The organism is Paenibacillus sp. B01 (assembly GCF_009649995.1).
Lineage (GTDB): Bacteria > Bacillota > Bacilli > Paenibacillales > Paenibacillaceae > Paenibacillus_O > Paenibacillus_O pasadenensis.
The window spans coordinates 1107783-1127449 of the sequence record NZ_CP045802.1; the positions used below are offsets into that span (position 1 = coordinate 1107783).

General features: G+C 57.3%; 20 protein-coding genes. 18 read left to right on the forward strand and 2 right to left on the reverse strand.

What is annotated here, in order from left to right:
- Positions 1-188: 188 nt before the first annotated feature.
- The 4 genes from GE073_RS04830 (at position 189) to GE073_RS04845 (ending at position 3965) form a co-directional block, all read left to right on the forward strand.
- A complete protein-coding gene (locus GE073_RS04830; RefSeq protein WP_101808600.1) occupies positions 189-431 on the forward strand; it encodes a type II toxin-antitoxin system Phd/YefM family antitoxin in 243 nt (80 codons plus the stop codon).
- Entirely contained in the window at positions 428-853 is a 426-nt protein-coding gene (locus GE073_RS04835; RefSeq protein WP_101808601.1) for a type II toxin-antitoxin system VapC family toxin, read from the forward strand. The genes GE073_RS04830 and GE073_RS04835 overlap by 4 nt, the downstream gene beginning before the upstream one ends.
- A 36-nt stretch (positions 854-889) precedes the next feature.
- Positions 890-2128, forward strand: coding sequence for a multidrug effflux MFS transporter (locus GE073_RS04840; protein ID WP_228551273.1), 1239 nt, complete (start codon positions 890-892; stop codon positions 2126-2128).
- Positions 2129-2642: 514 nt separating this feature from the next.
- On the forward strand, positions 2643-3965 hold the full coding sequence (locus GE073_RS04845; RefSeq protein ID WP_180968452.1) for an MFS transporter: 1323 nt from the start codon (positions 2643-2645) through the stop codon (positions 3963-3965).
- 55 nt (positions 3966-4020) lie between these two features.
- On the opposite strand, the gene GE073_RS04850 is transcribed toward GE073_RS04845, so the two are convergent.
- A complete protein-coding gene (locus GE073_RS04850; RefSeq protein ID WP_127464482.1) occupies positions 4021-4272 on the reverse strand; it encodes a hypothetical protein in 252 nt (83 codons plus the stop codon).
- Positions 4269-5285: a nucleotide-binding protein gene (locus GE073_RS04855; protein ID WP_153782890.1), complete on the reverse strand. Its 1017-nt coding sequence runs from the start codon at positions 5283-5285 to the stop codon at positions 4269-4271. Before GE073_RS04855 ends, GE073_RS04850 begins: the two co-directional genes overlap by 4 nt.
- A gap of 255 nt (positions 5286-5540) precedes the next feature.
- Here GE073_RS04855 and GE073_RS04860 point away from each other — a divergent pair, with 255 nt between their 5' ends.
- The 14 genes from GE073_RS04860 (at position 5541) to GE073_RS04930 (ending at position 19438) form a co-directional block, all read left to right on the forward strand.
- On the forward strand, positions 5541-5954 hold the full coding sequence (locus GE073_RS04860) for an acyl-CoA thioesterase (RefSeq protein WP_101808603.1): 414 nt from the start codon (positions 5541-5543) through the stop codon (positions 5952-5954).
- 23 nt (positions 5955-5977) lie between these two features.
- Positions 5978-6757, forward strand: coding sequence for a Cof-type HAD-IIB family hydrolase (locus GE073_RS04865; protein WP_028598067.1), 780 nt, complete (start codon positions 5978-5980; stop codon positions 6755-6757).
- 674 nt (positions 6758-7431) lie between these two features.
- On the forward strand, positions 7432-7764 hold the full coding sequence (locus tag GE073_RS04870; RefSeq protein ID WP_153782891.1) for a hypothetical protein: 333 nt from the start codon (positions 7432-7434) through the stop codon (positions 7762-7764).
- An 810-nt stretch (positions 7765-8574) separates the two neighbouring features.
- On the forward strand, positions 8575-12327 hold the full coding sequence (locus tag GE073_RS04875; protein ID WP_228551274.1) for a family 10 glycosylhydrolase: 3753 nt from the start codon (positions 8575-8577) through the stop codon (positions 12325-12327).
- A gap of 195 nt (positions 12328-12522) precedes the next feature.
- On the forward strand, positions 12523-12843 hold the full coding sequence (locus GE073_RS04880) for an ArsR/SmtB family transcription factor (protein ID WP_028600310.1): 321 nt from the start codon (positions 12523-12525) through the stop codon (positions 12841-12843).
- Positions 12844-12886: 43 nt separating this feature from the next.
- Positions 12887-14194 carry an alpha/beta fold hydrolase gene (locus GE073_RS25315; RefSeq protein WP_228551275.1) on the forward strand — a complete coding sequence of 436 codons (1308 nt, stop codon included), beginning with the start codon at positions 12887-12889 and terminating at the stop codon, positions 14192-14194.
- Positions 14191-14862, forward strand: a complete 672-nt coding sequence (locus tag GE073_RS04895; protein WP_153782893.1) for a DUF998 domain-containing protein — start codon at positions 14191-14193, stop codon at positions 14860-14862. Before GE073_RS25315 ends, GE073_RS04895 begins: the two co-directional genes overlap by 4 nt.
- Before the next feature lie 196 nt (positions 14863-15058).
- Complete coding sequence (locus GE073_RS04900) at positions 15059-15322, forward strand: hypothetical protein (RefSeq protein WP_153782894.1); 264 nt, start codon at positions 15059-15061, stop codon at positions 15320-15322.
- 31 nt (positions 15323-15353) lie between these two features.
- Positions 15354-15827: a DinB family protein gene (locus GE073_RS04905; protein WP_153782895.1), complete on the forward strand. Its 474-nt coding sequence runs from the start codon at positions 15354-15356 to the stop codon at positions 15825-15827.
- Positions 15828-15996: 169 nt separating this feature from the next.
- Complete coding sequence (locus GE073_RS04910; RefSeq protein WP_153782896.1) at positions 15997-16743, forward strand: peptide arginase family protein; 747 nt, start codon at positions 15997-15999, stop codon at positions 16741-16743.
- Positions 16744-16936: 193 nt separating this feature from the next.
- The gene (locus GE073_RS04915) at positions 16937-17236 is read left to right on the forward strand and encodes a hypothetical protein (protein WP_416362084.1); all 300 of its coding nucleotides are present in this window, start codon (positions 16937-16939) and stop codon (positions 17234-17236) included.
- 181 nt (positions 17237-17417) lie between these two features.
- Positions 17418-17972, forward strand: coding sequence for a P-loop NTPase family protein (locus tag GE073_RS04920; protein ID WP_228551276.1), 555 nt, complete (start codon positions 17418-17420; stop codon positions 17970-17972).
- A gap of 257 nt (positions 17973-18229) precedes the next feature.
- Complete coding sequence (locus GE073_RS04925) at positions 18230-18787, forward strand: hypothetical protein (RefSeq protein ID WP_153782897.1); 558 nt, start codon at positions 18230-18232, stop codon at positions 18785-18787.
- 222 nt (positions 18788-19009) lie between these two features.
- Positions 19010-19438, forward strand: a complete 429-nt coding sequence (locus GE073_RS04930; RefSeq protein ID WP_228551277.1) for a hypothetical protein — start codon at positions 19010-19012, stop codon at positions 19436-19438.
- Positions 19439-19667: the final 229 nt, after the last annotated feature.

Below are 19667 nucleotides of genomic sequence, written 5' to 3' on the forward strand. Positions count from 1 at the left end.
CGTGCACCTCAATTTTATCGGAGTTGAATGTTGATGAAATTCTTACATAATTTGGTGATGATTGAATTTTACTTTATTTCACTCCATGGGGCTAGCATAGCTTCCATTTTGGGCGAATGAAACGCTAAGGATGTGCTATACTAATTATAGCTAGACAGTCTAGCCGATTGCGATTGGAGGAGATTTTCATGATGCAGTGGCAGCTTCAAGACGCTAAGAATCAATTAAGCTCCGTCGTGAAGAAAGCAGCCGATGAAGGCCCCCAAATGATAACGGTACGGGGGATGCCTGCAGCAGTCGTTCTGTCGATGGAAGAATATCAACGTTTAACGAAACCGAAAACGCGTCTGACGGATTTTTTCAAGGACTCTCCTCTGTACGATCTCGATTTGGATCGAAGCCAGGATATCGCCCGGGAAGTTGATTTATGAATTATCTTCTGGATACGAACGTAATTTCCGAACTTGTAAAGAAGGAACCCGATTCAGGCGTCCTACGCTGGATTGATGAACGAGACGAATCCACACTATTCTTAAGCGTCATCACGTTTGGAGAATTACAAAAAGGGATTTCCAAATTAAGCGACAAAAACCGTGCCGAACGATTGCAAGTCTGGATCGACCAGGACTTGAGCAGTCGGTTTGACGGGCGAGTTCTCCCCCTTGATCTGGATACCCTGCTTGCGTGGGGCAGCATCCAGGGACAAGCGGAAAGAAACGGAACGCCGCTGCCGGTCATGGACAGCCTGATTGCAGCTACAGCCATTGCCCATCATTTAACGGTTGTAACCCGCAATGTGCATGACTTGGAGCGTTGCAAGGCTTCCGTTTTCAACCCATGGATAAACAAGTAATCCAAAGCATCGACAATTCGAAAGAAGGAACTTGACTTGAATCCATCAAACCCGCCGAATCCAGCTGAAGCGTCCGTCGCGGCATCGGCGCCCGCCTCGCGCAACTGGGGGCTGGCCGTCATGCTCGGATCGCTGACGGCGATCGGCCCTTTCTCGCTCGACATGTACTTGCCGGCGCTCCCGGAGCTCACCCGCGATCTCGGCGCCTCCGAGTCGCTCGGCCAGCTCAGCCTGACCGCCTGCCTGGTCGGCCTCGCCGCCGGCCAGCTGCTGGCGGGACCGCTCAGCGACGCGCTCGGCCGCAGGCGTCCGCTGCTGCTGGCGCTCGGCATCTACGCGGCCGCCTCGCTGCTTTGCGCGCTGAGCCCGACGATCGGCATGCTGCTGCTCTGCCGGCTCGTGCAGGGGCTGTCGGGAGCGGCCGGCATCGTCATCGCGCGCGCCGTCGTGCGCGACCTGTATTCCGGCCGGGAGATGACGCGCTTCTTCTCGCGCCTCATGCTCATCAACGGAGCGGCCCCGATCCTCGCGCCGATCTTCGGCGCCCAGCTGCTGCGCTTCACCGACTGGCGCGGCACATTCTACTTCCTGACGGTCCTCGGCGTGCTGCTGCTCGTCTCGGCGGCGCTGGCGCTGCCGGAGACGCTGCCGCGGGAGCGGCGTACGACCGGCGGGCTGGGGCAGACGCTCGGCAACTTCGGCCATTTCCTCCGGGACCGTTCCTTCATGGGCGTCGTGCTGACGATGAGCCTCGTGTCCGGCGCGATGTTCGCCTACATCTCCGGCTCGACGTTCGTGCTGCAGGGCGTGTACGGCGTCAGCTCGTCCGCGTACAGCTTCATCTTTGCGGCCAACGGCATCGGCATCATCCTCGCCTCGCAGCTGACCGGCCGGCTCGTGCTGCGCTACAGCACGGAGCGGCTGCTGCGGACCGGCGTCTGGTTCGCGATGGCCGGCGGAGCCAGCCTGCTGCTGTCGGCGCTGCTGGACCTGGGGCTGTGGGCGGTGCTCGCCTCGTTGTTCGTCGTCGTCTCGAGCGTCGGCATCGTCGGCACCTGCGCCTCGTCGCTCGCCATGGAAAACGCCGGCCAAGCCGCCGGCAGCGCCTCGGCGCTGCTCGGCATGCTGCAGTTCCTGACCGGCGCGCTCGCCTCGCCGCTGTCCGGACTCGGCGGCGTATCGAGCGCGCTGCCGCTCGCGCTCGTCATCGCAGGCGCCCAGGCGCTCGCGCTGCTGGCGATGGCGGCGCTGCTCGGCCGCCGACGGGCGGCCTGAGCGGTGATTCCACCGCTTTTACGTCGGAGTTACGCGGAAAAACCGAGTAACAAGGCTCGAACAAGTGCCTTCACGTCGGAGTTACGCGGAAAAACCGAGTAACAAGGCTCGAACAAGTGCCTTCACGTCGGAGTTACGCGGAAAAACCGAGCAACTAGGCTCGAATAGGTGCCTTCACGGCGGAGTTACGCGGAAAAACCGAGCAACTGGGCTCGAACAGGTGCCTTCACGGCGGAGTTGCGCGGAAAAACCGAGCAACTAGGCTCGAACAGGTGCCTTCACGGCGGAGTTACGCGGAAAAATCGGGCAACTAGGCTCGAACAGGTGCCTTCACGTTTTTTGCCCCGCCTCCGTCCCGTCTCCGTCCCCGCCCGCCTCCGTCTCGGGACCGAGTCCCTTCGCAGGCCAGGGAACGAGCGCAGGTTCATCCCCGCGCCGCTTCATCGGACACGGCCTCCCATCCTATACTTGGAAGCAGATGAACTACTCCCCCGGAAAAAGGATGGGATCCGCCATGATCGAATTGTTCCGCAACCGCACGTTCGCCCGCTTGTTCTTCGCAACGGTCTGCTCGCAGCTGGCCGCGACGATCGGCATGATGGCGTTCGCGTTCTACCTGCTCGACCGCTTCTCCAGCCAGCCCGCCTACGCGACGGTCGCCGAGATGATGTACTCCGCGCCGACGCTGCTCGTCTTCCTGTTCGTCGGCGTGTTCGCCGACCGCTTCGACCGCAAGCGGATCGCCGAGAACTCGCTCTGGATCCGCGCCGGCCTGTCGGCGCTCATCGTCGGAGCCATCGCCTCCGACGTCTGGATCCCGATGATCTTCCTGCTCCTTTTTCTCCGCAGCGCGGTGACAAAGTTCTACTATCCGGCGGAAAGCGCCATGCTGCAGGGCATCCTGCATGACAGCCAGTACGTCAGGGCGGCCGGCCTCAACCAGTCGATCATGGGCGTGTTCATGCTGTTCGGCACGGGACTCGGCGCGCTCGTCTACCACTCGGTCGGCGTGCTCGGCGCAGTGACGGTCGATCTGATCGGCTTCCTGATCGGCGCGCTGCTGCTGCGGGGACTGCGCGTGCCGGAGGCGGTCCGCCTGCCGAACGGCCGCAGCCGCCTTTCCTCGCTGCGCCTGCCGTCGGTATGGGGCGATTTTCGCGAAGGCCTCCGCTACATCCTGAGCCGCAAGCTGCTCGCCTCGCTGCTCGCCGGCTTCATCCTGTTCGGCCTCATCAACGGCTGCTTCGCCATGCTGCCCATGCTGACGATGAAATACAAGCTCGCCGGAGAGAACTATCCGTTCTACGTCTCGATGTTCTCGGTGTTCATGGGCGTCGGCTTCCTGATCGGAAGCACGATCGGCTCGGTGCTCGTCGGCAAGTTCGCCCTGCACAAAGTCATCATCGCCTGCATGTCCGCTGCGGCGGTCTGCGTGTTCGGCCTCGGCTGGTCGACCTCGCCCTGGGCTTACCTCACTTTCACCTTCGTCGCGGCGCTGTTCCTCGCTCCGTTCAACATCGCGATCGGCGGCTGGCTGCCGAAGCTCGTCGCGCCGGAGAAGATGGGGCGGGTCAACGCCTGGATCGACCCGATCATGATGGGCGGCCAGACGCTGATGCTCGGCCTGATCGCCTGGCTGTTCCCGAGCCTGTTCTCGGTCGAGGGGCTGCATCTGTTCATCGGCGCGCTGCTGCTGGTCGCCGCCGCTATCTATTTGGCGACGCTGCCCCGCTTCGTCCGCGAGGAGGAGCGGGAGGCGGCCTCCGCAGTCGCCGCTGCTCCGGCTGCCGCCGCTCCGGCCGCCGCCGCTGCGGGCTCGACTGCCGTGTCCGGCTGATCTGTCAGCCAAACGAAAAGAGCGCATGGCCGAGGCCATGCGCTCTTGCATTTCGTTAGCGGGCGAAGGACGGCTTCCGTTCGGAAACCGGGCCCCGTACGATCTCGATAAACTCCACATCGGCGCCCTCGACGGAAGGCCCGACAAACACCCGACTGCCGACGACCGCTGCAGGGTCCTCCGCCAGGCTGCCCATCATCGGCCTGAGCCGACGGGCGGCTGCCGCCCGAGCTCCTGCCTGGCCGGCGCGGCTGCGGCCGTTGATGGATCCGAATCCACGACTATTCGACTTGCCGGTACGCTTCATCTCGAATCGCCTCCGATCAGGCTGCGGACGGTCGCCAGAAGATCGTCGTTCATCTCGACAATCTCCTTCAATCGGTCGGCGGCCAGAGGCCGGCTGCCCGAAAAATGGACCGACAGAACATGTTCACTACCCAAAGGATAACACAGGACATGCACGTCAGCAATCGCCCTGCGGCTGAAGAAGCTCCAGCGCCCGTCCAGATGGACCCTGACGACGATGATCGGCTCGTCCTCCGCGGATCTTCCCTGGTCGGCGCGGATCGGGAACGTCCGGCCGCGGCCTACGTTGCCGCCGACCTGGCGGATATGCCCGTCGTCCGTGAGCTTCCAGAGCGCGGCGCCTGTCGTGCGGTAGCCGGCCGGAGGGAGGATGGAATTGCGGATCGCCTCGGCGTAGGCGGCATAGCGCTGCTCCGCATCCGCGATGTCGACGTTTTTGAGGAACTCCCAGAAAAAATGCAGCACGCTGTCCTTGCGCTGGACGAGCGTCTCGCTCTCGGCGAGAATCTCATGCCGCTGCTTGAACGGGCCTTCGCTGCGCATCGCCGTCAGGATCCGTCCGCATGCCGTGGATACCCCGCTGTGCGGACCTCGCGAATGAGCGGCGTCATAGCGGAGCAGGGTGAGGCCGTCCAGATCGGACGGCAGATGGATCGAGGCCGGGCCGGCCTCCTTCGGCTGCGGCACGACGCTGGGCACGAGGCAAAAGACGCGCCTGCGTCCGAGCCGCCCCCAGAACAGCCCCATTTCATACAAGGTGTTGTCGCGGGTGATGAAGTGCGTTTCATTGCGGATGGTAGCGACATCCTCGGCGGCAAAAACGAAGATGCCGAAGTCGTTCGCATCCAGCTCGCGCTCGAGCGCCTCCATCGTATAATCGTTCGCTTGGAACGTATTGGCGTACCAGGCGTTCACCTCGACCTGCCTTTCGATCGCTTCGGCGACCGCCCGCGCGATCGGGATCGCTTCGGCGGAGCTGCCGATGAACGCCCTCGGCCTCCTCGATATCGTCATTCAAGCATCCCCTTCAAAGGCATGAACTTCCAAAACCGCTCGCAAAAGTAAGTATACAGGCCCGTCCCGATGCGGGAAAGAGCCTGCTCTCGATGCCCGGCCTCGAAGAGCGCCTGGGGAGGTGCTTTGCCCCTGTCCGGAACCTGTGTTATCCTGTCTGTGATTGGCCCGCTGGGCGGCAACGCTTTCATGATCCATCCGCCGTCGGCGGATTTTTTGCCGTATCCGGCGGAGTTGCGGGGAGGAGGGCTCGGGATGCCATCGGAGCTGGAGCTGGTCGTCCGCTCGACGGAGATCGACGTCAACGGGCATGTGAACAACGCGAAGTATCTGGAGTATCTGGAGTGGGGCCGGGAGGACTGGTATGAGCGCGCCGGGCTGGATTACGCGGCTTTTCTGGAGCTGGGCATCCAGACGGTGACGGTCAACGTGAACATCAACTACCGCCGCGAGTGCGTGCAGGGGGAAAAGCTCGTCGTCCGCACGTCCGCGCTGCGGATCGGACGCACGAGCTACGCGCTCCGTCAGGAGCTGCTCGATGCCGGCGGCGCGGCGCGCGCCGATGCCGAGGTGACGAGCGTCTGCCTGGACGCGGCCGAGCGCCGGAGCCGGGAGCTGCCGGAGCGGCTGCGCGCGGCGCTGGCGGCGGACGGAGCGGCCACCGCTTAAGAGACATTCAAGGGGGACTATCGATGACAGGCAAACTGATTTTTTTCGACGTGGACGGAACGCTGCTCGACCATGACAAGCGCATCCCGGCTTCGGCCAAGCAGGCCGTGCGCGAGCTGCAGGACGCCGGACACGAGGTGGCGATCGCCACGGGCCGCGGCCCGTTCATGTTCCGGGAGATCCGCGAGGAGCTCGGCATCGACTCGTACATCAGCTACAACGGCCAGTTCGCGGTGCGTCGGGGAGAGGTCATCCTGCGCAATCCGATCCGTCCTGATCTTGTGCAGAAGATCACCGAGCGCGCGCTGGAGCTCGACCATCCGATCGTCTACATGAACGACGAGGCGATGAAGGCGAACATCGAGCGCCACGACTACATCGAGGAGAGCATGGCCTCGCTCGAGCTCGTCGACAAGACGATGGCTTGGGACAAGGACTACCATATCGGCCGCGAGATCTACCAGTGCCTGCTGTTCTGCACGATCGGCGACGAGATGAAGTACCGCGAGGAATTCCCGGAGCTCGGGTTCATCCGCTGGCATCAGTTCTCGATGGACGTGCTGCCGCTCGGCGGCTCCAAGGCGCAGGGCATCGAGACGTACCGCAAGCTCGCCGGCGTGCGCCCGGAGGATGTGTATGCGTTCGGCGACGGGCTGAACGACATCGAGATGCTGCAGACGGTGCACAACAGCGTCGCCATGGGCAACGCGGTCGAGAGCGTGCAGAAGGCGGCGAAGCATGTGACGAAGGATGTGGCCGAGGACGGCATCCGGCATGGGCTGGAGCTGGTGGGGCTGCTGTAAGGATTGGGAGTTGGCGGGGCGGCTGTAAAGGATGGGAATCGGGCTTGGGCGCGGAATGGCGTCTGGGCCTTTTTTGTTGGGAGGGCCGCCGGCTGCGCTGCGCGGGCAGCGTGCGGTCGGGAGGCGCAGGGGCTGGCTGCGGGCTGGCTGCGCTTCGCGTGCAGCTCGGCATGACATGCCGAGAGCGAACCCCCGCTGCGCGGGCAGTCCCTCCCTCCGATTGCTCTGAACCCCGGATTCCTTGATCCTCCGGAGCAGTCTCTGCAAGCAGGGCGGACTGACCGCCGCATGCTTCGCAGAGTGGTGAAGGCCAGCAACTTGTTGAAGCGCCGGAATCATGTCGAGGGCCTGTCGCGCAAGAGGACCAGGGCTCTTGGCGACGCATGACGAAAAAGAATGAAGCTGCTTATGTGATTAATCACACAAACTTTGATCTCATGGAGAGCATTCAGAGCGTTTTGTATGATTTCTCTTACAAATTCGATCGTCTTGGAAATCCCGTTGGGGATTTTGTGTGTTTTATCGTACAAATGGGTCGGAATCGACCTATTTCATAGAGGATTTGTACGACGTTTCATACAAAATAGTAGTCGAGCTCGTAGTATCCTTTTCTCTTCTTGAAAAGGCAGGGAATTGATTCGACAATGGAGGAAAGTCCGAAGGAGCTGATTGCATTGAAAAGATGGGCAAGCGGCATGCTGGTGTTGCTTCTGCTTTGCGGCTGCTCGGTTTCAAGCTCTGACTGGGCGTTTCATTTCGTCATCTACAGGGATCATATCTACGAACTGAAGGACTCGATCCCCGCCGATCAATTGCAGGAGAAGCTGGGCCGGATCAAAGCCTACTCCGATCACGAAGCAGCCGAGTCCGGCAACTTCGGCTCCAATCGGTTCCGGACCGGAGCGGAGGTCTACTCCATCCGTGACATAGACCCGCAGGAAGCGATCGCCGTCGTGGAGGATGGAGTCGTCTATCGGCTGCAGAACCGTGGGGCTTATGGGAAATAGATTTCAAAGGGCTGAAGCCGAACTTCATTCTATTGAACGGAAGGCGGCTCAATTAGGGGCTGCCCGGCAGCCGCTAAGCCGATTTCCTGCCCGCGAAGGTACTTTCGACTCCCTCGTTAAGCAGCTGCGCCGAGTTCCTGCCCGCGAAGGAAATTTCGACTCCCTCGTTAAGCAGCCGCGCCGAGTTCCTGCCCACGAAGGAACTTTCGACTCCCTCGTCGAGAAGCCGCACCGAGTTCCTGCCCACGAAGGAACTTTCGACTCCCTCGTTAAGCAGCCGCGCCGAGTTCCTGCCCACGAAGGCACTTTCGATTCCCTCGTTAAGCAGCTGCGCCGGATTTCAGCCCACGAAGGAACTTTCGACTCCCTCGTCGAGCCCCTTTGCCGGATTCCAGGCCACGAAGGTACTCTCGACTCCCTCGTTAAGCAGCTGCGCCGGATTTCAGCCCTCGAAGGAACTTTCGACTCCCTCGTCGAGCCCCTTTGCCGGATTCCAGGCCGCGAAGGAACTTTCGACTCCCTCGTTAAGCAGCTGCACCGGATTCCTGCCCACCTGTAAAATCCTTCGCGTGCTGCCGTGCGGGCGATGATGCAGAATCGGAAAGGTTCCTAGCGCGCAGCGAGGGAGCTGAACCTCCTAAAATCGGAGCTTCAACGGAATCGCAGAAGCTCCCGTCCGCTGCTCTCGACTGTACAAAGTGTCAAAACTTTGTTCCAAAGTAAAATTAAATTTCAAAATATATTGAAATCTTAAAATAAATCTACTACTCTGAAAGTGGAAACGATTTCAAAGCCACTGGAAGGGGAGAAGTGAAGTTGGTGTTGAAAAATGCGTTGAAAAGGACTTTCCCGATGGCGGCGGCGCTCGTGCTCGGCTGGACCGCCGTTCTGCCGGGCCTCGGCCTGGCCGGCACGGCCGATGCGGCCGGGCTTGCGGCTTTGCCGGCCCATGCGGCAGAGCAGCTCGCCGCTCTGCCGGCAATCGCCTCGTCCGAGCTTGAAGCCCCGCCGGCGCTTGCAGCGGAGGCGCCCGAAAAATCGTCGCCTGCTGCTGCTCCCGCGCCTGCCGCAGCTCCCGCGCCTGCCGATGCGCCCGACGCTCCCGCAGCTCCTGCGCCCGACGCTCCCGCAGCTCCCGCACCTGCCGCTGCGCTCGACGCATCTGCGCTTGCCGCAGCTCCCGCGCCTGCCGCTGCGCTGGAAACGGCTGCCGCTTCGCAAGCGCTCGTCGACCCGTTTGAGCAGACGAGCCATCTGCAGGTCACCTCGGTGCGCGCGGTGTCGGCGCGCCTCGATCCGGCCGCGCGGCCGGAAGAAATTCCGCATGGCCGCTACGCGATGAAGCTGTCGTATGACTTTACCGGCACGACCGGGACGTCGGCGGCTTATCTCAACTTCAACCACAGCGACGGCACGCTGGGCAAGCCGATTCCGGGCAGCGCCGCGCAGCTCGGCCTCTGGGTCAACGGCGACGGCCAGAACCACTGGCTGCGCATGCAGGTCATCGACGCCGCCGGCGTGAAGTCGGTCGTCGACCTGGCGGCAAGCGTGAACTGGACCGGCTGGAAATACGTCACCGCCAATATCCCTTCCAACCTGCCCCGTCCGCTCAAGCTCTCCCAGATCTACCTCGCCGAGACGAAGGATACGAACAAAAACGCCGGCGCGCTCCGCTTCGACCAGCTGACGGCGTTCGCCGCCGCGCCGCCGACGCATGAGCTGACGCTTCAAGGACTCGGCCCGCTGCAGACGGGCGAGACGCGAGCGAGCTTCGTCGAAGCTACATACGCCGGCCGCACCGCCCCGGAGCGCCTCGCTTCCACGGGCCTCGCCTACCGGAGCAGCGACGAGACGGTCGCCTCCGTGGATGCGAGCGGCACGGTCGTCGCCGGCATGCCCGGCACGGCGATCATCACCGCGCAGGTGCCGGGACAGCCGGTCGAGGCATCGACGGTCGTGGCCGTCACCTACGAGGCGCCGGTCGTCCAGACTGTCGAGCTGTCGGCGCCGACCCGCCTCGAGACGGGAGCGGCCGCGGAGCTGAAAGCCTTCGCCATCTACGCCTCCGCGCCTGAAGTTCCCGTGCGTCTGATCGCCGGAGCCGAGCTGTCGAGCAGCGATCCGGCGGTGCTGAGCGTGTCGCCGGACGGCCGCCTGCAGGCGCTGAAGGCCGGCTCCGCCGTGCTGACGGCGCGCTTCGGCGGCCAGCAGGCGACGATGCAGGCGACCGTCGCCGATCCGGTGCCGGTGCTGCAGTCGATCGAGCTGGCGAGCCTGCGCTCGCTGAATCCGGGCGACAGCGCGCAGACGCTCGTCACGGGCACGTACACGCGGCTGCCGGCGCCGGTCAAGCTGACCGAAGGCGTCGCCTACACGAGCAGCAATCCGGCCGTCGCCGAGATCGCCGCGAGCGGCGTCGTGACAGGCAAGGCCAAGGGCGCGGCCCGCATCACGGCGACGTACCAAGGCAAGACGAGCAGCGTCTATCTCGTCGTCGGCGAGACGATGGCCGCGCCGAAGCGCGAGATGCGCGCCGCCTGGATCGCGACGGTCGACAACATCGACTGGCCGCGCAAGGGCGTCACCGACCCCGAGCAGCAGAAGCAGGACTTCATCGCGCTGCTCGACGAGCTGCAGGCGGCCGGCATGAATGCCGCGATCGTGCAGGTGAAGCCGACGGCGGACGCCTTTTACCCCTCGGCAATGGCGCCGTGGTCCGAATGGCTGACGGGCACGCAAGGGAAAGATCCCGGCTATGACCCGCTGGCGTTCATGCTGGAGGAGGTCCACCGCCGCGGCATGGAATTCCATGCGTGGTTCAACCCGTACCGCGTCAGCATCCAGGACGACGTGAGCAAGCTCGCGCCGAACAACGTCGCGGTGCTCCATCCCGAATGGCGGATCAGCTACGGCGGCAAGCTGTACCTGAATCCGGCGATTCCCGAGGCGCAGCAGCATATCCGGGACAGCATCATGGAGGTCGTAGGCAAGTACGACATCGATGCGGTGCATTTCGACGACTACTTCTACCCGTATCCGGTGACGGGCGTCGACTTCCCGGACGAGGTCCAGTACGCGGCTTACCAGGCGTCCGGCGGCACGCTCGCCAAGGCGGACTGGCGCAGGAGCAACGTGAACACGTTCGTGCAGACGATGGGCGAGGCGATCAAGGCCGAGAAGCCGTACGTCAAGTTCGGCATCAGTCCGTTCGGCATCTGGCGCAACAAGAGCGAGGACCCGACCGGCTCGGACACGAACGGCCTCAGCAGCTACAGCGCGATCTACGCCGACTCCCGCACCTGGATCGCCGAGGAGTGGATCGACTACATCACGCCGCAGATCTATTGGAACATGGGCTACTCGCCGGCCGCCTACGAGAAGCTGGTCGACTGGTGGAGCCGCGAGGTCGCGGGCAAAAACGTGCATCTGTACGCCGGCCAGGCGATCTACCGCGTCGGCACGGATGCCGAGGGCTGGCGCAATCCCGAGGAGCTGCCCGGCCAGATCATCCTGAACCGCGGCTACGAGGCCGTGAAGGGCAGCATGTATTTCAGCGCGAAATGGTTCGAGCTGAATCCGCTCGGCGTAACCGATCGGCTGCAGGCGGAGCTGCATCGCGATCCGGCGCTCGTGCCGGCGATGCCTTGGCTGGACGCCGAGCCTCCGGCCGCGCCGGGCGCGGCGGCAGCCGCCCAGGCGAGCGGCGACGTGCTCGTCAGCTGGCAAGCCAGCGCATCCGCGGACGCGGCCAGCTATGTGATCTACCGCTTCGACGGCGCGAAGGCGGGCAGCATCGGGGAAGCATCCGCCATCCAGGCGGTGCTGCACCGCAGCGCGCTCGGCGCCGAGCCGCTTTATACGGATGACTCGGCCGTAGCGGGCCGCACCTACACCTACGTCGTCACGGCGCTGGACCGCGCGCACAACGAAAGCGCCGCGAGCGCGCCGGCCACCGTCACGGTGAGGGAAGGCGGAGACGCCAAGCTCGCTCCGGGCAAGCCGCAGCTGAGCGATACGAGCGGCCAGGCCTACGGACTGAAGGACGGCAAGTACGCCGTCACGATGAACCTGTGGTGGGGCAACAACGGCACGGTGTACCGCCTTTACGAGAACGGCAAGCTCATCCGGACCGTCCTGCTGGACGACCGGACGCCGGCGGCGCAGTCGGTGCGGACCGAGCTGGAAGGCAAGCCGAACGGCACCTACGTCTACACCGCCGAGCTGAGCAACGCTTCCGGCACGACGGCGAGCGCGCCGCTCACCGTGCAGGTGACCGACGCGGCGCCGGGCAAGCCGGACGTATCGCATGACAACTGGGACGGCGACGGCCGCTACCGGATCACCGCCAACCTGTGGTGGGGCACCAATGCGACCGAATACCGCCTGTACGAGAACGGCGCGCTGATCGACACGCAGGCGCTGGAGGCGAACACTCCTGCGGCGCAGCGAGCGTTCACCGACGTCGCGGATCGGGCTCCGGGCACGTACGTCTACCGCGTCGAGCTGGCCAACGCCGCCGGCGTGACGGCGAGCGGCGAGCTGACAGTCGTGGTGAAGCGGTAGCGTTGAGGTACCAGCATGACTAAGATGGGAAAAGAAGCCCCGAACGAATCCGTTCGGGGCTTTTTTCGGTACGGCAAGGCAGGCCAAGCGCTCCGGCAGGCATCTCATGGCCGCGGCGGCGATGGTCTTCTTTTTATATATATGTTGACGTATATACACCAATTGATATATATTAGGCTCATGAGAACAACAACCATGCAGCTGACCTTGCTTGCCCTTGCTGAACCGAGTCGGTTCAACATCGTCGAATTGCTGAAAAACGGACCGAAATCCGTAGGAGAAATCGTTCAAGCCTTGGGATTGGGCCAGCCGCAAGTATCCCGTCATTTGCGCATCTTGGGAGAAGCCGGTCTCGTGCGATCGCGCAGCAAGGCTCAATTGCGGATCTACAGCCTCGAAGCCGGGCCTTTCCAGGAGCTGGACGAATGGTTCGATTCCTTCCGCATTCTGTGGGAAGAGCGTCTGGATGCGTTTGAGCAGACAATGCTGGATTCCATTAAGAAGGAGGATCAATGACAGGCATGGACAATCCACGAGCCCACGAGAAAGGTGATATTCGATGAAAACAAAAACGACCGTTCGCAAAGACCGCGAGCGCAGGGAGCTCACGATCGAACGAACCGTTGCGATGCCTGCCCAGCTTGCATGGGAAGGCTGGACGCAGCCGATGCATATCGTCCGGTGGTGGGGCCCAAAGGGCTGGACCACGACCGTCTATGAAATGGACGTACGGCCAGGAGGAGCGTGGCGCTACAGTCTCCAAGCGGATGACGGCAGCGGCGAGACCGCCTATTGCAGAGCGGCCTACGATGAAGTCGAGGCGCCGAGCAGGCTGGTGTACACCGACCGTTTTGCCGACAGCGAGTGGAAGATCGTTTCGGACAGCGAAATGCATACGACCGTATCCTTCGAGGCGCAAAGCGGCGGAACAAAAATCAGCATCGTGACGCGATTCGCTTCCAGCGACCAGCTGGACAACGCGGAGGCGATGGGCATGATCGAAGGCTTCACGGATGCCTATGACCGGCTGGAAGACTATTTGGAAACTTTACAGGGAGGCAAGGACTCAATGGAGACTGTCATTTCGAAGGATGGGACAAAAATTGCTTATGTCAAACAAGGGACCGGTCCGGCCCTGATCCTGATTTCATCGGCAGCGGCGGATCATCAGGATGCCGAGCCGTTAGCCGAACGCTTGTCGGGCCATTTCACCGTTTACAATTACGATCGACGAGGACGCGGACGCAGTGCAGATACCGCGCCTTACGATACAGTCCGAGAGGTGGAAGACATCGAAGCGCTGATTGCCGCCGCCGGCGGACAAGCCAGCTTGTTCGGGAGCTCGTCCGGAGCCGTATTGGCGCTCGAGGCGGCCAACAGGCTGGCGGATTCGATCGCGAAGGTCTTTCTATTCGAGCCGCCGTTCATTGTGAGCGACAGCCGCAAGCCTGTTCCTGGCGGCTATGTCGACCAGTTGAATTCGCTTGTCGAAGCTGGAAAGAGATCCGAAGCCGTCGAATATTTTGCATCCGAAGCCTTAGGCATACCGGAAGAATACATCGGGTACATGAAAGCCGATCCTTCGTGGAACAAAATGGAGCTGCTGGCCCATACGCTCGCTTACGATGGAACGATCATGGGAACGGCGCAATCCGGAAACCCGCTGCCGGCCGGCAGATGGGAACATAGCGCTCCGACCTTGATCCTGACCGGGGAGAACAGCGAGCCGTTTCTCCATGAGGCGGCACGCGCGCTTGTCGAGCTTCTGCCAAGGGCGACGGCTCATTCCCTCGTCGGCCAAGACCATTCCGCAGTCATCATGGCCCCTGAAGCCGTGGCACAAGCTGTCGTGGATTTCAAGCGATGATTCAGAAGCCCGTCCTGGCAAAACCATTGACGGAGAAGGCTCTCCGGCTCGCGCTTGCATCCGTCTTCTGCAGCGGACTGTTCGTGGTTCTCTTGGTCAGCCTGCATCTGCTGCAGCCCGAATTTGATCCAACCTGGCGTTTTATCAGTGAATACGCGCTAGGCGACTTTGGCTGGATCATGCATCTGGCTTTCGGATTGCTGGGTACGGCGCAAATCTGCGTGGCGCTCGCGATCGTTCCGCATGTCCGCTCGGTTGCGGGATCCATCGGGCTTGTCATCCTCGGCATCAGCGCCATAGGCGTCGCGATCGCGGGCATCTTCGCCACCGATCCGATCTCCATTCATCCGGATGACGCCACATTCAGCGGCAGCATGCACTCCATCGGGGCGATGCTGGACTACACGCCGGCAGCCGCTTTGTTCATCAGTCTTTCGTTAGGGCGGCTCGAGGCTTGGCGGCCTGTGAAAAAAGCGCTGATCGCCAGTTCGGTTCTTGCCATCGTTGCGATGCTCGCATTCGTGCTGCAAATTCCCCAAGATGGACAATTCGGTCCCGAGGTTCGGACCGGTCTGTATGGACGATTCCTGATTTTGACGGAAGTCGCCTGGCTGCTCCTCGTGGGAAGTCATGCCGCCAAGCTGGCTCGGCTGAATTCGAATCGTTGAAGCGGCGGGGTTATTTCCAAATCAAGGTCTGCCTTGTATACTGAAGTTGTTGTCGGCTAGCCAATTTATGCAAGACAAGCATCCTTTTATCCGAAAGCATCGGAGATTCAGACCGCCTCCTTCCGAGGCGGACTTGAATCTCTTTTTTTATTTCCACATTTAGGCAGGCGAGGTATACTGAAGGAGATGAAGCGCCATGCACGTACGAATCGCAAGGAAAAACGATCAATGGGTTTCTTGGAGCACGATTGTCTTCGACATTGAAGCCATCAAGAAGGCAGCGGGGAGGAAGCGGCTTGCCGCAGCGGCCAGCCGCCTCTCTGCGGGTTGCATCAGCTGGCTTGCCGCAGGCAGCGCCCGCTGGCAATTCCCATCTGGACGGCCGATCCAGGCATGGCGGTCGCTCGGCCGACTTCGCCCGGTTTGGAGTCCGCTGGACGGGATCGGGCTGGAAGAATGAAGGCTCGCAGGAGAATGGAGGAGAATACGGAATGACCCGACTTTATGACGACTATGAGTATCATGCTTGGGCCTCGATGCGGGTGCTGGAGCATCTGGAAACATTGCCCGCCGGTACGCTGACCCAGGAAGTCCAGCTCGGCTTCGCGAGTCTGGCGGAAGTGCTGGGCCACCTGGCCGCGGCGGAAGAGATCTGGCTTGCCCGTCTGAAGGGAGAGCTGGCGCCTTCATTGACTCCACGTCCATTCCAGACGGTGGAACAGGCTCGTCTGGCTTTCGAAGGCGTATTCAAAACCATGCGGCAGTTTTTGGACAACAACCCCGATTCGGAGTCAGTCATTACGTACCGCAATTTAGCCGGCAAGGAGTTTCAAAGCAAGATCTCGGACATCGTCCGGCAAGTTCTGTATCACGGAGCTTATCACCGAGGAAATATCTCTACGATCCTCCGCTCGCTGGGACATCCCGGTATCGGGACGGACTATATATTGTTTTTGAGGAGATAGGAACGAGGGGGCGTGTTCGCAAATCCTCCCCATTGTAGATGCTTCGCGTACAAGTACAGAAACACCCGGATTAAGGAAGGTTTTTAGAAATACAGAAATAAGACGTTATAGGAAATCAGCGCAAACATAACCCCAAAAATATTTAAAAAATGAAAAGGAGACGATACAAGTGAAGAATATCTTAGACATCGATATGGACTTTTTTCTGGACCAAATTGCTCATTGGATTAATGAAGACGACCGTTTAGATAGTGACGATTTCAATACTTGGAGTGAACAAGAATTCAGAAAATTTCTTGAGGACAGATGCTTATTGTCTAAAAAAAATCCAATACAAGGAAGAGTTATAGTTAATCATCACGAAGCATTTTTCTTTTGGGATGAACTAATTGATTCTAAAACATTGAAAACTCCTTTCAAGGTAACGCATATAGATGCCCATTCTGATACTGGTTTAGGAGATAGTGGATATGTATACATTATGGGGGAATTGAATAATCATCCGATCGATAATAGGAGAAGATATCTTGATACAAAAAAAGTTTATATGGGGAATTATTTATCGTATGCACTAGCATGCGGATGGATCAATGAAATTGATTTTGTTCTACATGAATCTTGGGATAATGATATTATTCGAGCTCATTTAAAAAACTTTTCTGACAAAGAAAAAATGTTTCAGTTTAAGGCATATCCCCAAGATATTAAAATCGGAATGTACTACGAAAAGATCATTGATGGAACGATTCCTCCAACAAAATTAGATAAGGAGATTCCATATAGATTAACACCTTGGAAAGATTATCAAGCAAAAGAAAAATTCGATTATATAGTTTTTTGTCAATCACCCGGATATACTCCAAAATCAGCGGACTTTATGTTGGAAGTAATAAGAGATTACATGATTGAGATTTAACAACGTATTAATTTTGGCAAGCAATTCGAAGAAGGCGCTGACATCCTATAACACCATATTCACGCATCGGACTTTCGCCCTCGGTCCCAGAAGCGGCTTCAGAGAAGTGGTTGCTGTGGACACACCCGGCATTCGCCGGGTGTCGTGAATATACGAAACGTTATCGGAAATTAATGCTGTGGGGTTAAAAGACATGACAAAAGACTGGATACCACTTAAGGAGTTAGAAGACAACCAAATCATTTGGGCTGGTACGAGAGTTAGATTATATGGAATCGGTTTGAATGTGGTTCATAAGTCAGATGATTTTAATGAATATTTAGTTTCATATATTTATGACAATGATGATAATCTACAACTGACAAATTTATCTCAAGGTGAAGCCGGAAATATCATATGTATAATTAAAAAAGATAAGCCAAACCATTACTCGAAAGCATCTGCTTTAAAATTAGTAATGCATCTTGAACAAACATACGTAATGCTTGAATAAAAACAAGTATAGTCGATTCGAAGAAGGCATTAACATCCGATAACACCGCATCCCCACTTCGGGCTGACGCCCTCGATCCGAACCGAAGAGATGTCAAGGGAGAAGCAACAGCCGGACAACCTGCACTGGCTAAGTCTCCGACCCGCTCGCTGACGCTCACTTAAGCCAGTGAGGTTCGGGGATGCAAGAACGTTATCGGAAATTACCAAATAGTATTAATTCATTAGGAGCTAAACTTCAAATGAATAAAATCTTAATAATCGGAATTGTAGCAAGTGGTAAAACAACTTTAGCCAAGAGACTATCAAAGACATTAAGTATCCCGTGGTTTGAACTAGACTGTATTGTTCACATCCAAACAGAAAATGAAAGATATAAACGAACACAAGAAGAACAGATTGCGGTAATTAACAAGATTGATAGTCTGGGATCTTGGATATTTGAAGGAACAGATAGAGAATCTTATCGATGCTTATTTGATATGGCTGACACAATCATTTTCCTTGATACTCCGTTGTGGAAACGGAGGCTTAGAATATTTGTAAGATTCCTAAAACAAAAGTTCGGTGTTGAAAAAAGTAATTATAAACCAGATATAAAAATGTTAAAGATGATGTACATTTGGACCAATGATTTTGAAAAAAATCGGGCTAACTTTGAAGAGAGATTACAATTACATGAAAATAAACTTATTAGATTAACTGACAATAAAAACTTAAAAACATTTCATCCCTGATAGTTATTCTGAGGAGTGGCAACATCCGATAACACCGTGTTCACGCTGCGGGCATTCGCCCTTGGTCCGGACGGAAGTAGAAAAGCCGAGGGTAAATTCTGCCGGACAACTCCTGTGAGGCTAAGGCTGGCGCCCCGTTCCCTTCGGTCACTTAAGCCTCTCGGGTTCGTGAACACAAGAGACGTTATGCGAAACCTCGGAAGGGCATAATAAGACCATTATTTAATGAATTAATAAATGTATAAGGATGTTTCAGTATGAATGAGAAAATTGAAATAAAGATCTTAAGTCATAAATTCTTATCAGATGATCCGACAGAGCCATGCTCACATGGGCAATTATTAATTCGAATAAATGATAGAGTCATTTCTAGTGAAGAGGATGGAGATTGGGTTATAAACGAAGCAGCCTTGGCATTGATGAGGACTGTAAAGTATGGTTACCCCAATTCTAAAGTTGCTCCACCGGTTTATTTCTTTGAAGGAATTAGCGAAGATACTTTAATTAATTGTTGTGGTGTGTACATGCTTTTCTGTCCCTCAAGTATTAAGTGGAATGTTACGTTATTAGATGATGACATTAAACTGAGTAACTTTGTTAAGAACGAACTAGTACTTTATCCTGGAGATGAAGTTATAGTGCCGGCCCAAGAGTATGCAATTGTCATATATAATTTTGCTATTGAGACTTATAAATTCTTTGAAGGTCGAAGAAATATTAAATCCGAATGGGAACAATTCGAAGGACAAATTGAATCATTCTGGAATGAGTATGAAGAGCTTATGAAATATATAGAGGGGAATTTTGTAGTCTAATCAGAGAAGCCGAGGCATCGCATAACACCGTATTCACGCGGCGGGCATTTGCCCTTGGTCTGGACCGGGGCATTTCGGGGAAGCTGATGCAGCCAGACAACTCCTGCGAGGCTAAGTCTTCGACACGGCTCCCGTTGGTCGCCCTAAGCCTCTCGGGTTCGTGAATACAAGAACGGTATATGACATTACCTAATGATTATTTTTAAGGAGGGACAAATCAAAGTGCATAAGAGAATTCAAGTAAAATTAACTGTTGATTTAACACAATACCTTAATGGCCTTGTGGCTGGAACTGAAGGTTATACAATCGGGAGTTATGGGAGTTGGTCGCGAGCTAACGATAATTTTACGGGAGTACATTTTCCTGGGTTAGGTTCTCTAGATGTACTTTGGTCTTCTTTAGAAATAATTGATCAAAAATATTTAGAAGAATTGGAAGTCCAAAGAAAGCAGAGGTTAGAAGAATTTAAAACCGCTAAAAACATAACTAAATATGTCGGATCGAGAGGCGGATTTAAAGGGTTGAGCTTTGAATATACAGGATCTAATGGGATATCTGTTTCTTACTCAAATGGATTTAAACAAGAATCAGAAAAATTAATTGAATATTTTAAAAAGTTAAATTTAAAAATTGAAGAGAAATTAAGATAATTCGAATGTTAATTCATGAAGTGGGCAACGTCAAATAACACCGCATTCACGCATCGGGCATACGCCCTCGGTCCGGACCGAAGTGAGCTTCCAGGAAGCTATTCAGCCGGACACATCTGCAAGACTAATCTCGCTGCGCGAACCGGTGTGCTGGGTGGCAGCGCCAATCCAGCAGTCCCTTAAGTCTTTCGACGTCGTGAATACAAGAACGTTAGGTGAAATCCCAGCG

Bases quoted from the DNA above. Each gene is read 5' to 3' on its own strand.
- GE073_RS04830 (WP_101808600.1), top strand. From the start codon at position 189: ATGATGCAGTGGCAGCTTCAAGACGCTAAGAATCAATTAAGCTCCGTC.
- GE073_RS04835 (WP_101808601.1), top strand. From the start codon at position 428: ATGAATTATCTTCTGGATACGAACGTAATTTCCGAACTTGTAAAGAAG.
- GE073_RS04845 (WP_180968452.1), top strand. From the start codon at position 2,643: ATGATCGAATTGTTCCGCAACCGCACGTTCGCCCGCTTGTTCTTCGCA.
- GE073_RS04850 (WP_127464482.1), bottom strand. From the start codon at position 4,272: ATGAAGCGTACCGGCAAGTCGAATAGTCGTGGATTCGGATCCATCAAC.
- GE073_RS04855 (WP_153782890.1), bottom strand. From the start codon at position 5,285: ATGACGATATCGAGGAGGCCGAGGGCGTTCATCGGCAGCTCCGCCGAA.
- GE073_RS04860 (WP_101808603.1), top strand. From the start codon at position 5,541: ATGCCATCGGAGCTGGAGCTGGTCGTCCGCTCGACGGAGATCGACGTC.
- GE073_RS04865 (WP_028598067.1), top strand. From the start codon at position 5,978: ATGACAGGCAAACTGATTTTTTTCGACGTGGACGGAACGCTGCTCGAC.
- GE073_RS04880 (WP_028600310.1), top strand. From the start codon at position 12,523: ATGCAGCTGACCTTGCTTGCCCTTGCTGAACCGAGTCGGTTCAACATC.
- GE073_RS25315 (WP_228551275.1), top strand. From the start codon at position 12,887: ATGAAAACAAAAACGACCGTTCGCAAAGACCGCGAGCGCAGGGAGCTC.
- GE073_RS04895 (WP_153782893.1), top strand. From the start codon at position 14,191: ATGATTCAGAAGCCCGTCCTGGCAAAACCATTGACGGAGAAGGCTCTC.
- GE073_RS04900 (WP_153782894.1), top strand. From the start codon at position 15,059: ATGCACGTACGAATCGCAAGGAAAAACGATCAATGGGTTTCTTGGAGC.
- GE073_RS04905 (WP_153782895.1), top strand. From the start codon at position 15,354: ATGACCCGACTTTATGACGACTATGAGTATCATGCTTGGGCCTCGATG.
- GE073_RS04915 (WP_416362084.1), top strand. From the start codon at position 16,937: ATGACAAAAGACTGGATACCACTTAAGGAGTTAGAAGACAACCAAATC.
- GE073_RS04920 (WP_228551276.1), top strand. From the start codon at position 17,418: ATGCAAGAACGTTATCGGAAATTACCAAATAGTATTAATTCATTAGGA.
- GE073_RS04925 (WP_153782897.1), top strand. From the start codon at position 18,230: ATGAATGAGAAAATTGAAATAAAGATCTTAAGTCATAAATTCTTATCA.